17 protein-coding genes are annotated in these 13521 nt (G+C 71.6%); 10 read left to right on the top strand and 7 right to left on the bottom strand.

Annotated elements, in window-relative coordinates; all coding sequences use genetic code 11:
* Positions 1–8 precede the first annotated feature (8 nt).
* Positions 9–794: a TIGR00730 family Rossman fold protein gene (locus ACLJQM_RS04320; protein ID WP_360772414.1), complete on the top strand. Its 786-nt coding sequence runs from the start codon at positions 9–11 to the stop codon at positions 792–794.
* Positions 794–1378, top strand: a complete 585-nt coding sequence (locus ACLJQM_RS04325) for a TIGR00730 family Rossman fold protein (protein WP_360772411.1) — start codon at positions 794–796, stop codon at positions 1376–1378. Before ACLJQM_RS04320 ends, ACLJQM_RS04325 begins: the two co-directional genes overlap by 1 nt.
* Here ACLJQM_RS04325 and ACLJQM_RS04330 read toward each other — a convergent pair.
* Positions 1327–1800, bottom strand: coding sequence for a hypothetical protein (locus ACLJQM_RS04330; protein ID WP_410630210.1), 474 nt, complete (start codon positions 1798–1800; stop codon positions 1327–1329). The two genes, ACLJQM_RS04325 and ACLJQM_RS04330, sit on opposite strands and share 52 nt — an antisense overlap.
* Before the next feature lie 428 nt (positions 1801–2228).
* On the opposite strand from ACLJQM_RS04330, the gene ACLJQM_RS04335 reads away from it, so the two are divergent.
* Positions 2229–2519 (top strand): hypothetical protein, encoded by a 291-nt coding sequence (locus ACLJQM_RS04335; RefSeq protein WP_410630211.1) that lies wholly within the window; start codon positions 2229–2231, stop codon positions 2517–2519.
* Between the two features lie 26 nt (positions 2520–2545).
* Here the strand turns inward: ACLJQM_RS04335 and ACLJQM_RS04340 are convergent, their stop codons facing one another.
* A complete protein-coding gene (locus ACLJQM_RS04340) occupies positions 2546–3391 on the bottom strand; it encodes a LysR family transcriptional regulator (protein ID WP_410630212.1) in 846 nt (281 codons plus the stop codon).
* Between the two features lie 70 nt (positions 3392–3461).
* On the opposite strand from ACLJQM_RS04340, the gene ACLJQM_RS04345 reads away from it, so the two are divergent.
* Complete coding sequence (locus tag ACLJQM_RS04345; protein WP_410630213.1) at positions 3462–4178, top strand: SDR family oxidoreductase; 717 nt, start codon at positions 3462–3464, stop codon at positions 4176–4178.
* 4 nt (positions 4179–4182) lie between these two features.
* On the opposite strand, the gene ACLJQM_RS04350 is transcribed toward ACLJQM_RS04345, so the two are convergent.
* On the bottom strand, positions 4183–4857 hold the full coding sequence (locus tag ACLJQM_RS04350; protein WP_247014549.1) for a lysophospholipid acyltransferase family protein: 675 nt from the start codon (positions 4855–4857) through the stop codon (positions 4183–4185).
* Between the two features lie 51 nt (positions 4858–4908).
* Between ACLJQM_RS04350 and ACLJQM_RS04355 the strand changes: the two genes are divergently transcribed.
* Complete coding sequence (locus ACLJQM_RS04355) at positions 4909–5811, top strand: glucosyl-3-phosphoglycerate synthase (RefSeq protein WP_410630214.1); 903 nt, start codon at positions 4909–4911, stop codon at positions 5809–5811.
* On the opposite strand, the gene cydC is transcribed toward ACLJQM_RS04355, so the two are convergent.
* From cydC to ACLJQM_RS04375, 4 genes are read right to left on the bottom strand one after another with little or no spacing between them, the layout of a single operon-like run.
* Positions 5747–7339, bottom strand: coding sequence for a thiol reductant ABC exporter subunit CydC (gene cydC, locus ACLJQM_RS04360; RefSeq protein WP_410630215.1), 1593 nt, complete (start codon positions 7337–7339; stop codon positions 5747–5749). The genes ACLJQM_RS04355 and cydC overlap by 65 nt on opposite strands.
* Entirely contained in the window at positions 7336–8898 is a 1563-nt protein-coding gene (gene cydD, locus ACLJQM_RS04365; RefSeq protein WP_410630216.1) for a thiol reductant ABC exporter subunit CydD, read from the bottom strand. Before cydD ends, cydC begins: the two co-directional genes overlap by 4 nt.
* A 10-nt stretch (positions 8899–8908) precedes the next feature.
* Entirely contained in the window at positions 8909–9895 is a 987-nt protein-coding gene (locus ACLJQM_RS04370) for a cytochrome d ubiquinol oxidase subunit II (RefSeq protein WP_410630217.1), read from the bottom strand.
* Between the two features lie 3 nt (positions 9896–9898).
* Complete coding sequence (locus tag ACLJQM_RS04375) at positions 9899–11059, bottom strand: cytochrome ubiquinol oxidase subunit I (protein WP_410630218.1); 1161 nt, start codon at positions 11057–11059, stop codon at positions 9899–9901.
* A gap of 140 nt (positions 11060–11199) precedes the next feature.
* On the opposite strand from ACLJQM_RS04375, the gene ACLJQM_RS04380 reads away from it, so the two are divergent.
* Genes ACLJQM_RS04380 through ACLJQM_RS04400 form a run of 5 tightly spaced genes read left to right on the top strand, consistent with a single transcriptional unit; the run spans position 11200 to position 13513 of the window.
* A complete protein-coding gene (locus tag ACLJQM_RS04380; protein WP_125307115.1) occupies positions 11200–11517 on the top strand; it encodes a helix-turn-helix transcriptional regulator in 318 nt (105 codons plus the stop codon).
* Positions 11514–12182: a permease prefix domain 1-containing protein gene (locus ACLJQM_RS04385; protein WP_247014543.1), complete on the top strand. Its 669-nt coding sequence runs from the start codon at positions 11514–11516 to the stop codon at positions 12180–12182. The genes ACLJQM_RS04380 and ACLJQM_RS04385 overlap by 4 nt, the downstream gene beginning before the upstream one ends.
* Complete coding sequence (locus ACLJQM_RS04390; protein ID WP_247014542.1) at positions 12179–12502, top strand: DivIVA domain-containing protein; 324 nt, start codon at positions 12179–12181, stop codon at positions 12500–12502. The genes ACLJQM_RS04385 and ACLJQM_RS04390 overlap by 4 nt, the downstream gene beginning before the upstream one ends.
* Positions 12499–12957 carry an SRPBCC family protein gene (locus ACLJQM_RS04395; RefSeq protein ID WP_247014541.1) on the top strand — a complete coding sequence of 153 codons (459 nt, stop codon included), beginning with the start codon at positions 12499–12501 and terminating at the stop codon, positions 12955–12957. Before ACLJQM_RS04390 ends, ACLJQM_RS04395 begins: the two co-directional genes overlap by 4 nt.
* The gene (locus ACLJQM_RS04400) at positions 12950–13513 is read left to right on the top strand and encodes a DNA-3-methyladenine glycosylase I (RefSeq protein ID WP_360772380.1); all 564 of its coding nucleotides are present in this window, start codon (positions 12950–12952) and stop codon (positions 13511–13513) included. The genes ACLJQM_RS04395 and ACLJQM_RS04400 overlap by 8 nt, the downstream gene beginning before the upstream one ends.
* The last annotated feature ends 8 nt before the right edge of the window (positions 13514–13521 follow it).

Below are 13521 nucleotides of genomic sequence, written 5' to 3' on the forward strand. Positions count from 1 at the left end.
ATGGCTGAGTGAGTGAACAGTCTGAATTCCCCGACGGCCAGTACCCCGAGCGCCCGGTGGAGCGGCACAAGGGCCCGGTCGTGCTGCGCCGCGACCGCCGCGACCAGGGCAGCACCACCGACCAGCGGCTCCTGGACTCGCGCGGCCCGAGCGACTGGGTGCACACCGACCCGTGGCGCGTCCTGCGGATCCAGGCCGAGTTCGTCGAGGGGTTCGGCGCGCTCGCCGAGGTCCCGCGCGCGGTCACGGTGTTCGGCTCGGCCCGCACCAAGCGCGACAACCCCGAGTACGAGCTCGGCCGCAAGATCGGCGGCGCGCTGGCCAACGCCGGCTTCGCGGTGATGACCGGCGGCGGCCCGGGCGCGATGGAGGCGGTCAACCGCGGCGCGGCCGAGGCCGGCGGCTTCTCCGTCGGGCTCGGCATCGAGCTGCCGTTCGAGCAGGGCCTGAACCCGTGGGTCGACCTCGGCGTCAACTTCCGGTACTTCTTCGCCCGCAAGACGATGTTCATCAAGTATTCGCAGGCCTTCATCTGCCTGCCCGGCGGCTTCGGCACGCTCGACGAGCTGTTCGAGGCGCTGACCCTGGTGCAGACCAAGAAGGTCACGAAGTTCCCGGTGGTGCTGTTCGGCAGCGACTACTGGGGCGGCCTCTACGACTGGATCGCCAAGACCGTGCAGGCCGAGGGCAAGATCAGCCCGAACGACCTGGACCTGCTGCACGTCACCGACGACATCGACGACGCCGTCCGCGTGGTCCAGGAGTCCTACCAGGCGTGGGAGGACACCCACTGATGAGCCGGATCTGCGTGTTCTGCGGTTCGTCGATGGGGTTCTCGCCCCGCTACGCCGAGCAGGCGGCGGCACTGGGCAAGCTCCTGGCCCAGCGCGGCATCGGCCTGGTCTACGGCGGCGCGAGCGTCGGCACCATGGGTGTCGTCGCCGACGCGGCCCTCGCGGCGGGCGGCGAGGTGATCGGCGTGATCCCGGAGGCGTTGTCCTCGGTCGAGATCTCGCACGCGGGCCTGTCGGAACTGCACGTGGTCCGCGACATGCACGAGCGCAAGGCCAAGATGGCGGCCCTGTCGGACGGCTTCCTGGCGCTGCCGGGCGGCGCGGGCACGCTGGAGGAGCTGTTCGAGGTCTGGACGTGGGCGCAGCTCGGCCTGCACGGCAAGCCGATCGGCCTGGTCGACGTGGACGGCTACTACGGCCCGCTGCTGGCGTTCGCCGACCACATGGTGACCGAGGGCTTCGTCAAGCCGGAGTACCGGCAGCTCGTGATGGCGGACGCGGACGCGGCGGTGCTGCTGGACCGGTTCGAGAGCTACGAGCCGCCGGCCCCGCCGAAGTGGGCTAAGGAAGCGCCGGGGATCTGACGTCGGTGCAGGTCAGGTGCCGAGTGGCTGACCACGACGATCAATGATGCCGCCGGCTTGCGTTGGCCGGCGGCATCACTGTGAGCAAGATGTACCGCGCGGGAGTGTGGCGGACACGGGCCAAATGAATTCGCAAAGGTGCAGAGCGCAATAACCCAGATGAGCGCCTCGGCCGGGGACACTTCGACCGGGATGCTCAAGCGGTGTTCCACGGCGGAATCGTTCACCTGTGCGGCCCGGAGGCTACCTGCGACCAAGGGCAGCTTGCCGTGAGCCGAGGCCTGCAATTCCGGTTGGTTGTGCAGTTTGCGAACCAGCGTGTCCGCGACGAGTTTGACCTCACTGGTCCCGTCCTCGAGTTCGACGCGGAGATTGCCTCCTCGGAGTGCCGGGCCGAAAAACAAGATGTCGACCAGGGACATGCAGCCGCCGATCAAGCCGTGTTTTCGGGGGTCCCCAGCGTCAGGCTCACCCCGCTTTCCTCACTGCCTGCCAGTAGTCCCTCCACGATCTTGATGGCAGCGGCCACGTTGCCCGGGATGGCCGGACCCCGCGTGCCTTGAATCGCCAAAACACCCTCTCCGATGTCCGGATTCGATGGAAGTCAACACGGACGCCAGTTTTCTCGTGCCTCTCGTACGTCTGGTTCGGAGTCGGTCAGGGTTCTGCCAACTCGAAACATGACGCGAAGCTGGCACGGCCCGAACTTTGGTGCACACAGCGATGTGTGCACAACGAAGGTTGGTGCGCTCCTTGTCGGTGTGCATACTCCGCTCTGCTGATCCGGGAGTGTGCGCCGGCTGCGCTGATCCACCGATGCCCGGCGAGAGTGGCGAAGGAGATCCTTGGTATGAGCAACGAGCTTCGAGGCCGCCGAACCGCGAGGAAACAAGGTCGAAAACGCGACAAGTGCGACGTGCGCGAGCCGGCGCCCCGCTCGACTTTGGGACTGGCTATCTCCAATGGGGGATCGACCACTCGACTCGTCGTGGTGTTGGTCGTTCTCGTGTCGCTCATCGGTGCGGTGGTGTGGCTGCTCGAGGTCGACGTCGTCGTCGGCCCGGTTCAGATCACGCGCCGTGCGGCTCTGGTGGGCCGCCCGTTCGACGCCGACTCGAGTTCTCCGTCGGAGTCGCGGTGAGAACCCGAGCGTCCGGGCCGGCGAGATCAGCGATCGACCGCCACCCGGCTGTCGTCCGCGACTCCGGTGCAGGCCCGGACGAACGCGGCCGCGGCTCGTGATCGCGTCCGGTCGGGCCAGGCCAGCACCACCGAGGTCCGGGGCGCGTCGAGCACCGGCACGCACACGACGTCCGGGCGGACGTGGCGCCGCGCCGACTCCGGGACGACCGCGACGACCTGGCCCAGTGCGATCAGCTGCAGCAGCTGGCCCGCGTCGCGCACCTCGGGGCCCGGCACCTCGCTGCCCGGCCAGCGCGGGAACGGCTCGCCCTCGAGGTCGGCCATGACCAGCGCCGCGCGGCCGGCCAGCCGGTGGCCGCGGGGGAGCATCGCCAGCTGGTCCTGCTCCAGCAGCAGCTCCGTGTCGAACCCGGCGACGTCGTCGTGCGGGCCGTGCAGGAACGCCAGGTCGGCGCGGCCGTCGCGCAGCATGCGGGACTGCTCGCCGATCCCGCACACGACGATCTCGGCCTCGATCGCGTCCGGGTCGGCGCGGTAGCCGGGCAGGATCCGCTCGAGCAGGCCGGCGTCGCCGTCGGGCTTCATCGCCACGAGCAGCTTCGGCACTTCCTCCCCCGCGCGTTGCGCCCGGCGCACGGCCGCCTCCACGGCGTCGAGCGCTTTGCGGCTCTCCGCAAGGAAAACCGCGCCCGCGGGCGTCAAGCACACGCCGCGGCTCGTGCGTTCCAGCAGCGTGACCCCCATGCGCCGTTCGAGCTGCTGGATGGCGCGCGACAGCGGGGGCTGCGCCATGCCGAGGCGCTGCGCCGCGCGGCCGAAGTGCAGTTCTTCGGCGACGGCGACGAAATACGCGAGCTCCCGCGTCTCCATACCACCAGAGTATCGGCCGATGCGGCATCGGTGTTGGCTCGCGCGGGCGTCCCGCTGGTGTGCTGGAGCCATGGACGAAATCACTCTGGTCACCGGCGCGAACAAGGGCATCGGCCGCGAGATCGCCGCGCGGCTCGCCGCCCTCGGGCACACCGTCGTCATCGGCGCCCGCAGCGCGGAACTCGGCGAGAAGGCCGCCGCGGAGCTGGGCGTTTCTTCGGTGGTCCTCGACGTGACGGACCCGGCGTCGGCCGCCGAAGCCGCTTCCCGCATCGAGGAGCGGTACGGGCGGCTCGACGTCTTGGTCAACAACGCGGCCATCAGCCGCTCGCCGGGCACGGACCTCTCCCACCAGCGCCCCAGCACCGCCGACCTGGGCACGCTGCGCGCGATCTTCGAGACGAACTTCTTCGGCGTCGTCACGGTCACGAACGCGCTGCTGCCGCTCCTTCGCCGCTCGGCCGCTCCGCGCATCGTCAACGTCTCCAGCGGCGGCGCGTCACTGACGCGCAACGCCGACCCCGACGCCCAGCTGCCGATTTCCGCCGGCTACACCCCGTCGAAGACGGCGTTGACGTCGTTGACCCTGCAGTACGCGAGGGACCTGCGGCCCGACGGGATCCTGGTCAACGCGGTCTGCCCGGGCCACTGCGCGACCGACTTGAACAACCACGCCGGCCCGCGCACCCCGGCGCAAGGTGCGGTGTCGGCGGTCCGCATGGCGACGATCGGAGCGGACGGCCCGACGGGCACCTTCGTCGACGACGAGGGCCCGGTGCCCTGGTGACGGCTCAGGCGACGCCTTCGCTCGGCCGCTTGTGGTAGGTGTCCACGTACTCCTGGCCCGAGATCTCCAGGATCGCGTACATCACCTCGTCGGTGACCGACCGGCGGATCGCCGGGGCGTAGTCCTGGCCCTCGTAGCGTGAGAAGTCCAGCGGCTTGCCGAACGTGATGGAGATCTTCGCGGGCCGGGGGATCTTCGCGCCCTTCGGCTGGAGGTGCTCGGTGCCGGTCAGCGCGACCGGCACCACCTTCGCGCCGGTCGCCAGCGCCAGGGCCGCGACGCCGGTGTGGCCGCGGTGCAGCCGGCCGTCCAGGGAGCGGGTGCCCTCGGGGTAGATCGCGAAGACGCCGCCCGCGTCGAGCACCTTGCGGGCCGCTTCCAGTGCGGCGAGCCCGGCCTGGGCGTTGCCGCGCTCGACCGGGATGTAGCCGAGGCCGCCGACGAAGCCGGCCATCAGCTTGCCCTTGAGGCCCTTGCCGGTGAAGTACTCCGCCTTGCCGAGGAACTTCACCTGGCGCGGGGTCGCGAACGTGATCACGCCGGTGTCGAGCGCCGCCCGGTGGTTGGCCGCGAGCAGCACCGGGCCCGTGGTGGGCACGTTCTCCACGCCGTGCACCTCGGGCCGGTACAGCGCCCTGGCCAGCGGCCCCAGCACGAAGCGGACAAGCTGCGCGATCAAGTGGTCCTCCTCCTCGGTGGCGGTGACACCAGCATGGCACGATCGTTACTCGTGAGTTGGTTCGAGCGGCGCACGTGGCAGGAACCCGGTTGGACGTCCGCGGACATCGCGACCGCGAAGGGTGACCGGACGGTTTCCGTCGTGCTACCGGCCCTCGACGAAGAGCGGACGGTCGGTGCCGTCGTCGCGTCCGTCCGCCCCCTGGTCGGTTCGGTCGTCGACGAGCTCGTCGTCGTGGACTCGGGTTCCACGGACGCCACGGTCGAAACCGCCGAAGCCGCGGGCGCGCGGGTCGTCCGCCGCGAGGACGTGCTGCCGGACCTGCCGCCGGTCCCCGGCAAGGGCGAGGTGCTGTGGCGTTCGCTGGCCGCGACCAGCGGTGACCTCGTCGTCTTCCTCGACTCGGACCTGGTCGACCCGGACCCGGCGTTCGTGCCGTCGCTGCTCGGGCCGCTGGTCACCGAGCCCGGCGTGCACCTGGTCAAGGGCTTCTACCGCCGTCCGCTGCGGCTGGAGAGCGGCGGCGGCGGCCGCGTCACCGAGCTGCTGGCCCGGCCGGTGCTCTCGGCGCTGCGCCCGGCGCTCAGCGGGCTGGTCCAGCCCCTCGGCGGCGAGTACGCGGGCACCCGCGAGTTCCTCGAATCGGTGCCGTTCGCCGCCGGGTACGGCGTCGAGATCGGGCTGCTCCTCGACGCCGAGGCGCGCTACGGCCTCGACGGGCTCGCCCAGGTCAACCTCGGCGTCCGCAAGCACCGGAACCGATCGCTGCCGCAGCTGGGCGTGATGTCCCGCCAGATCCTGGGCACGGCGCTGGCGCGCTGCGGCGTGCCGGCCGCCGACGCGCCGTTCACGCAGTTCGTCCAGGTCGACGAGGAGTGGCTGCCGGACGTCACGGACGTCCGGGTCGCCGACCGGCCGCCGATGCGGGAAGTGCTCGCCCGTCCTCGAGGGTGAGCACCTCGTCGAAGCCGTCGAGGTGCTCGGGGCGGTGGGTGACCAGGACGACCGTGCCCTTCGCGTGCGCGAGGACGTTCTTCAGGACGGCGTCGCCGTGCGCGGGGTCGAGGCCTTCGACGGGCTCGTCGAGCACCAGCACCGGCGGGGCCGCGAGGACCGCGCGGGCCAGGACGAGCCGCTGCCGCTGACCGCCGGAGAGCGCGTCGCCGTCCGGCCCGGTGCCGCGGTCGAGGTCCAGGTCGAACCCGGCGACCGCGCAGGCTTCCCGCAGCTCGTCGTCGGTGGCGGCGGGCTTCGCGAGCAGGAGGTTCTCGCGGACGGTCGCGTGGAAGACGTGCGCGTCGGCTTCGGCGCCCGAGATGGTTCCCGACAGGTCGGCGTACTCGCCGAGCGGGTGGCCGTCGAGGAGCACCCGGCCTTCGGTGGGTGCCTGGCTGCCCAGGAGGAGGCGGAGCAACGTCGTCTTGCCGGCGCCGCTGGGGCCGAGGATCCCGACGCGCTTGCCGGGCGGCAGGTCCAGGTCGATCCGCTGGAGCGCGGGTGCCCGGCCCGGGTGGCGGACGCCGGCGCTTTCGAGCCGGAAGTGCCCCTTTTCCGGCGTCCGGGTGCCTTCGGGAGTGGGCGGCTGGGCCAGGACGGCCCGCACGCGGGCGGCCGACGCGCGGATCTCCGGCACCCGCCGGGCGGCCGCGACCAGCGGGAGGACGACCTCGAAGCTCGTCATGGCGGCCAGCGTGAGCGCGGCGGTCCACGGCACGGAGGCGCCGGCCAGCAGCGCGACGGCGACGGTGGTGCCCAGCTGGACGAGCACCCCGGCGGCGCCGAGCAGCGCGGCCGTACCCGAGGTGGCCCGCTCGCTCACGGCGATCCCGTCGACGACGGTGGTCGCCCGCGCGCGGTGTTCGGCCAGCGCGCCGGCGGCGACGAGCTCCCGGTGCCCGGTGACGAGTTCGACCGCGCGCTCGGCCAGTTCGGCGCGTTTCGGGGCGTTCTCGCGGGCGGCGCGGGCGGTGGTGCGGATGACCAGCCAGGGGAGCAGCACACCCGCGACGAGCAACCCGGCGGCGAGCACGGCGGCGGCACCGGCGGAAGCGGTGGCCACGACGGCGACCGCGGTGGTCCCTACGAGCGCGGCGACCCCGGCGGGCAGCAGCCACCGCAGGACGGCGTCCTGCAGAGCGTCCACATCGGACACGAGCCGGGTGACGAGGTCTCCGCCGGAGTACCGTGAGCTGGGCACGAGGGCCTGGTAGACGCGGGTGCGCAGCGCCCCGAGCCACCGCAGGACGACTTCGTGCCCGGCGAGCCGCTCGGCGTAGCGAAGGCCGCCGCGCAGCAGGGCGAGGGTCCGGACGCCGACGATGGCGACGGTGAGCGCCCCGAGCGGCGGCCGTTCGGCGGCACGCAGGAGCAGCCAGGCGGCGGTGGCCATGAGCGCGAGGGCGGCGAGTTCGGCCCCGGCCCCGAGGAGTGCGGCACGGACGAGGCGGAGGGTGTCCCTCGTGGACACGGCCCAGAGGTTCACGCCGCCACCTCCGTGCGAATCCGGCCGTCGCGGAGTTCGACCACCCGGTCCGCCAGCGCCACCAGCGCCGGCCGGTGCGCCACCAGCACCGCGGTCCGGTCCGGCAGCAGCCGCCGGGTCGCCGAGAGGACTGTCTCCTCCGTGCGGGAGTCCAGCCGGGTCGTCGGTTCGTCGAGCAGCACCAGCCCCGACGACGTCCGCGCGAGTGCCCGTGCCAGTCCCACCCGCTGCCGCTGGCCCGCCGACAAGCCCTCGCCCAGCTCGCCCACCCGCGTCGCGTACCCCGCGGGCAAGCCCGCCGCCACCGAATCCAACGCCGCGGCCCGGGCGGCGGCCGGCACGTCCGCGGACGGCAGTCCCAGCGCGATGTTCTCCGCCAGCGACCCCCGGAACAGCGTCGGCCGCTGCGGCACCCAAGCCACCTCTTCGAGCCAGTCCGCCGGGGACAGCGACCGCAGGTCCACCCCGTCGACGAGCACCCGCCCCGACGTCGGCGTGACGAACCCCAGCAGCACCGCCAGCACCGTGCTCTTCCCGGACCCGCTCGGACCCACCAACGCGATCCGCGACCCGGCCGGCACCGTCAAGTCCACTTCGGACAGTGCCGGGACGCCGTCATAAGACACCGAAACCCGCTCCAGCGCCAGCGAAGGCGCACCCCGCCGCCGGGTCGAAGCCGCGGAACGACGAGCAACCACCGGTACCGCAAGGGCTTCCCGCAACGCCGTCAGCCCCTCCGCCGCCGCGTGGAACTTCGCGCCCGCCGCGCGCAGCGGCAGGTACGCCTCCGGGGCGAGGAGCAGGACGAGGAGAGCCGTCCGCGCGTCGAGGCCGCCGTCCAGGAGGCGGAACCCGATCGGCACCGCCACCAGCGCCACCGACATCGTCGCCACCAACTCCAGCACCAGCGCGGAAAGGAACGCGATCCGCAACGTCTTCATCGTCGCGTCGGCGTGCGCGGCGGCCATCGACCGGACCGTCGACGCCTGCGCCGCCGCCCGGCCGAACAGCCGGAGCGTCCCCAAACCCCGCACCACGTCGAGGAAGTGGCCACCCAGCTTGGTCAGCAGCGACCACTGCCGCTCGGTGCGCATCGCCGTGTGCTTGCCGACCAGGATCGCGAACACCGGGATCAGCGGCAGCGTCGCCGCGACGATGAGCGCCGACACCAGGTCCGTCGTGAACAGCCGCACGATCACCGCGACCGGCACCACCACCGACACGACCAGCGATGGCAGGTACCCGGTCAGGTAGCTGTCCGTGGCGTCGACCCCGCGCGTCACCTGCGTCGCCACGACGCCCGCGCGGTCGGCGCGTGAATCGAGCAACCGGCGGCGCAGGCCGCCGCGCACCGAAGCCGCGAACCGTCCACTGAGGACGCCGTGACCCCACGAAAGCATTGCTCTCGCGGCGATCGCGACGACCAGCACCGGTGACACACCGCCGCCGGTGAGCAGCGTGGCGAGACCTTCGGCCTGGAGCAGCACCGCGGCGGCGGTGAGCACCCCGAGCGCGGCCAGCACGGCCAGGTAGCGCCGGAGTCCGGGTAGAGCGGGCACGGCGTTCCCCCTAGAAGTGCAGCAGCGAGCGCTGGTCGACGGGATGGCGGTGGGCGCGCCAGGTCAGCCACTGCACCACCAGCAGCACCAGCACCGACGGCGGCGCGAACCAGGCCAGCACCGCGAACGTCCCCGGCGCCGTCGCCGCCTGCTCGACCGTGAGCGCGTACCCGGGCGAAACCAGCACGGCGGGAAACCGCAGCGTGCCGGCGAGCAGGGCCGGGCACGCGGCCAGGACCATCGAGCCGAGCAGTGCGACCCGGTACCGCTTCGCGAAGAGACCGAGCCAGGTGACGGCGAGGGCGGCGAAGGCCAGCACGACCACACCCACGCCGAGCGCGGTCACGCCGTCGAGCGTGAAGCACCCCCACCCCGTCGCGATCACGAGGAACGCGAGCACCGGCGCGGTGAACGCGCGGGCCAGCCGCACCGCCCGCCCGGTCAGCTCGGCCGGGGCGCGCACGGCGAGGAAAGCCGCGCCCTGCAAGGCGAACAGGGCCACGAACCCGAGCCCCCACAGCACGGCGTACGGGCTGAAGAGCGCGAGGACGTCCCCGGACGGCGAGCCGTCGGCGGTCAGTGGCAGCCCGACCACGAGGTTGCCGAGGAACAGCCCCCACGACAACGCCGTCACCACCGCGCCGCCGACGATGCCCGCGGTCCAGGCGCCGCGCCGCGCGTCCGGGCGGCGGCTGCGCAGCTGCATCGACGCCGTGAACGTGACCAGGCCGAGCAGCAGCGTCACGACCAGGACGTACGCCCCGGCGAACACCTTGCCCTCCAGGTGCGGGAACGCGCCGAACAGCAGCCCGACCGCCGCGACCAGCCACACCTCGTTGGCCAGGAAGAACGGGCCGAGCGCGCCGAGCGTCTGCCGCCGCCGTCGTTCGCCGGTCTCGAAGGCGGGCAGGAGCATCCCGACGCCGTAGTCGTAGCCCGCGAGCGCGAAGTACCCGCAGGTCAGCAGGCCGAGCACGCACCACCAGATCGTCACCACCGGTCAGACCCCGCTCAGGACGGGCAGTTCGGCGGGCTCCTCGACCGGCTCCGGGCCGCGCTTGGCGACCCGCGCCATGAGCACCCAGTCGGCGACCGCGAGCGCGGCGAACAGCAGTGTGAAGGCGATGAAGGAGAACAGGATCTGGCCGGCCGGGACGTCCGCGACGGCGTCGGCGGTGCGCAGCTTCCCCCAGATCAGCCAGGGCTGACGGCCGAGTTCGCGCACCAGCCAGCCCATGATCGACGCGAAGAACGGCAACGGGATCGCCGCGACCATCAGGTGGTGCAGGAACCGGGCTCGGGTGAGCCAGTTCCGGAACAGCAGCAGCGTGCCGAGGAGCGCGCAGAGGAACATCGCGAAGCCGAGCACGATCATCACGCCCAGCGGCGCGCCCACCGCGCTGCCGCCGAGCTTGTCCGGCTGGTACATCTTCAACCGGCCGAACTGCGCGAAGCCCTGGTTGACCACGAAGATCGAGCCGATCAGGGCGGCGACCACGCCGATCCGCATCGAGCGGCGGAAGAACTCGACCTCCGTCGTGCGCTTGAGGAAGTGGTACGCGCTGACGCCGACCACGAAGAACCCGCCGGTCACCAGCGCGGCGCTGATGACGTGCGGCAGCGACGCGGCCAGTGCCGGGTTCGAAAACAGCGCGCCGAAGTCGTCGAGGTGCAGCGTGCCGCCCTCGAGCCGGCTGCCGACCGGGTTCTGCAGGAACGAGTTGGCCAGCATGATGAACAGCGCCGACGCGTACGCGGTCAGCGTGACCAGCCAGATCAGCGTCAGGTGCAGCCACTTGCCCATCCGCCCGAAGCCGAAGATCCACAGGCCGAGGAAGGTCGACTCGAGGAAGAACGCGACCAGCGTCTCAATGGCCAGCGGTGCGCCGAAGACGTCGCCGGCGAATGTGGAAAGCCCGGTCCAGGTCAGCCCGAACTGGAATTCCATCACGATTCCGGTGACGATCCCCAACGCGTAGTTGATGACGTACAAGCGGCCCCAGTAACGGGTCATCCGCAGCAGTTCGGGCTTGCCGCCGACCGCCGCGCGCGTCTGCATCACGGCCACCATCGTGACCAACCCCAGCGTGAGCAGCACGAACAGGAAGTGGATCGAAGTCGTCGTCGCGAACTGGAGTCTCGCGACCGGGAGTGCGTCCATGGCGCCCGACTATATACGTAGGCTGGCTACATGTAGCCGTCAAATCCATGAGATCCGGGTCATCTCCGGGATATCCCCGGGTGCGTCCCCCGTGATCGGGCAATAGCCTCTCCAGGGTGGGATGCGTAGACTGCGTACCTATGAAGGCGGACACCTTGCGCGGGCACCTCGACGCGTTGCTGCTGGCGGTCCTCGACGGCCGGAAGCTGCACGGCTACGCGATCATCGAGGCGCTCCAGCTGCGCAGCGACGGCGCGCTCGACCTGCCGACCGGCACGGTCTACCCGGCGTTGCGCCGGCTCGAACGGGCCGGCTGGCTGGCCAGCGAGTGGGACGTCGTCTCCGGGCGCAAACGACGCACCTACCGGCTCACCCGCTCCGGACAGCAGGCCCTGGCCGCCGAACGCGCCGAGTGGCGGGAGTTCACGACGGTCATCGGGGGAGTGCTGGGCGCATGATCGAGGAGTACCTGGGGGACCTGGACCGCAGGCTGCACGGCTGCGGCCGGTTCAAGGCCGACCTGCTCGGCGAGGCCCGCGACGGCCTGCACGACGCCGCCGAGGCCTACCGCGCGGGCGGCTGGAGCGACGAGGACGCCGAGCGGCGCGCGGTCGCCGACTTCGGGCCGGCGGCCGTCGTCGCCCGCGACTACCAGGCCGAGCTCGGCATGCTCAGCGGCGTCCGGACGCTGTGGAAGCTCGTCATCGGCGTCCCGGTGATGCAGGTTTCGTGGGATTACGCCCGGATCCTCACCTTCGGCGAGTGGACGAAGATCTCGACGCCGACCCCGGAGTGGTACAAGGTCGTCACGCACGTCACCCACGGCGCCGTGTTCGTCGTCCCGGTGATCGGCGTGCTCGCCCTGCTCGGCATCCGCTGGCTGAGCCGGCACCTGGACGGCGCCGGGCTCGCGCGGTTCTGCGGCACCCTCATCGCGCTGGCGGTCGGCGTCAACCTGGCTTCGGTCGGGCTGCTGATCGGCACGACCGGGTTCGTCGACGCGTCGAGGCTGGTCCTGAGCGTCCCGTGCGCGGTGCTGATGGTCGTCTGGGTGCTGCTTTCGCTGCGGCTCGTCGTGCTCGCGCGACGATCCTGGGGTGGGTATGCCACGATCGTCGCGTGACGACCGCGCTGATCTACCTCGTAGTCATGCTGCTGGTGGCCGCCGTGGTGTTCCTGCTGGCCGCCGTGGTCTTCGGCCGGGGTGAGGAGCTCGCCCCGCTGCCGCCGGGCAGCTCGCCGACGCGGCTGCCCGCCGAGGACATCACCGGCGAGGACCTGACCGAGGTCCGCTTCCAGCTGGTGCTGCGCGGCTACAAGATGTCCGAAGTGGACTGGGTGCTGCGGCGCCTCGGCGTCGAGATCGACGAGCTGCGCGAGCGCGTGGCCGAGCTGGAGCAGCGTGAGCGCGAGCGCGAGAGTTCGCCCGAAGGCGCCCAGTGACGGATCTGATCCTGTCGGTCGACGTGCGCGCGCCGGCCGGGACGACCTGGCTCGCGCTCACCGACTGGACGCGCCAGGGCGAGTGGATGCTCGGCACCGAGGTCGAGGTCGTCGAGGGCAACGGCCGCAGCGTCGGGTCGCGGCTCTCGGCGTTCACCGGCGTGGCCGGCATCGGGTTCACGGACAAGATGGAGATCACGAGCTGGGAGCCGCCGGTGCGGTGCGCCGTCCGGCACCTCGGCCGCGTCGTGCAGGGCACCGGCGTGTTCCAGGTGGTGCCGAAGGGCGCGCAGCGCTCGACGTTCGTCTGGGCCGAGCACCTGCGGCTGCCGTTCGGGCCGCTGGGCCGGCTCGGCTGGCCGGTGGTGCGGCCGGCGTTCGCACTGGGCGTGCGCCAGTCGCTGCGGCGGTTCGCGCGGTTCGCGGAGGACTATTCGGTGGGTGGGGATGAGTGAGCTGGCCGGCGCCGACGGCGTCGCGAGGTGCAGCTGGGGCAATTCGGCCCCGGACTACGTGGCCTACCACGACGAAGAGTGGGGCGTGCCGCTCCACGGGCAGGACGAGCTGTACGAGCGGCTGTGCCTCGAGTCGTTCCAGTCCGGGCTCTCGTGGATCACGATCCTGCGCAAGCGCGAGAACTTCCGGAAGGCGTTCAAGCGGTTCAAGCCGGCGAAGGTGGCGAAGTTCGGCGACGCCGACGTCGAGCGGCTGATGCAGGACGCGTCGATCGTGCGGAACCGGGCGAAGATCCTGGCCGCGATCAAGAACGCGCAGGCGATCGCCGCGTTGGACACCCCGCTCGACGACCTGCTGTGGTCGTTCGCGCCTGCTTCGCACCAGCGCCCGAAGACGATGGCCGACGTGCCGGCCATCACCGACGAGTCGAAGGCGATGGCGAAGGAGCTGAAGAAGCGCGGCTTCGTCTTCCTCGGCCCGACCACGTGCTACGCGCTGATGCAGGCCACCGGCATGGTCGACGACCACGTCCAAGGCTGCTTCCGGGCCGCCTGACCCGGAAG

It is taken from the genome of Amycolatopsis sp. cmx-4-83, assembly GCF_046548815.1.
Taxonomy (GTDB): Bacteria; Actinomycetota; Actinomycetes; order Mycobacteriales; family Pseudonocardiaceae; genus Amycolatopsis; species Amycolatopsis pretoriensis_A.

What these genes read in the sequence shown, in the direction of transcription:
- ACLJQM_RS04325 (WP_360772411.1), top strand. Translation starts at nt 794, where the DNA reads ATGAGCCGGATCTGCGTGTTCTGCGGTTCGTCGATGGGGTTCTCGCCC.
- ACLJQM_RS04330 (WP_410630210.1), bottom strand. Translation starts at nt 1,800, where the DNA reads ATGTCCCTGGTCGACATCTTGTTTTTCGGCCCGGCACTCCGAGGAGGC.
- ACLJQM_RS04335 (WP_410630211.1), top strand. Translation starts at nt 2,229, where the DNA reads ATGAGCAACGAGCTTCGAGGCCGCCGAACCGCGAGGAAACAAGGTCGA.
- ACLJQM_RS04340 (WP_410630212.1), bottom strand. Translation starts at nt 3,391, where the DNA reads ATGGAGACGCGGGAGCTCGCGTATTTCGTCGCCGTCGCCGAAGAACTG.
- ACLJQM_RS04345 (WP_410630213.1), top strand. Translation starts at nt 3,462, where the DNA reads ATGGACGAAATCACTCTGGTCACCGGCGCGAACAAGGGCATCGGCCGC.
- ACLJQM_RS04375 (WP_410630218.1), bottom strand. Translation starts at nt 11,059, where the DNA reads ATGGACGCACTCCCGGTCGCGAGACTCCAGTTCGCGACGACGACTTCG.
- ACLJQM_RS04380 (WP_125307115.1), top strand. Translation starts at nt 11,200, where the DNA reads ATGAAGGCGGACACCTTGCGCGGGCACCTCGACGCGTTGCTGCTGGCG.
- ACLJQM_RS04385 (WP_247014543.1), top strand. Translation starts at nt 11,514, where the DNA reads ATGATCGAGGAGTACCTGGGGGACCTGGACCGCAGGCTGCACGGCTGC.
- ACLJQM_RS04400 (WP_360772380.1), top strand. Translation starts at nt 12,950, where the DNA reads ATGAGTGAGCTGGCCGGCGCCGACGGCGTCGCGAGGTGCAGCTGGGGC.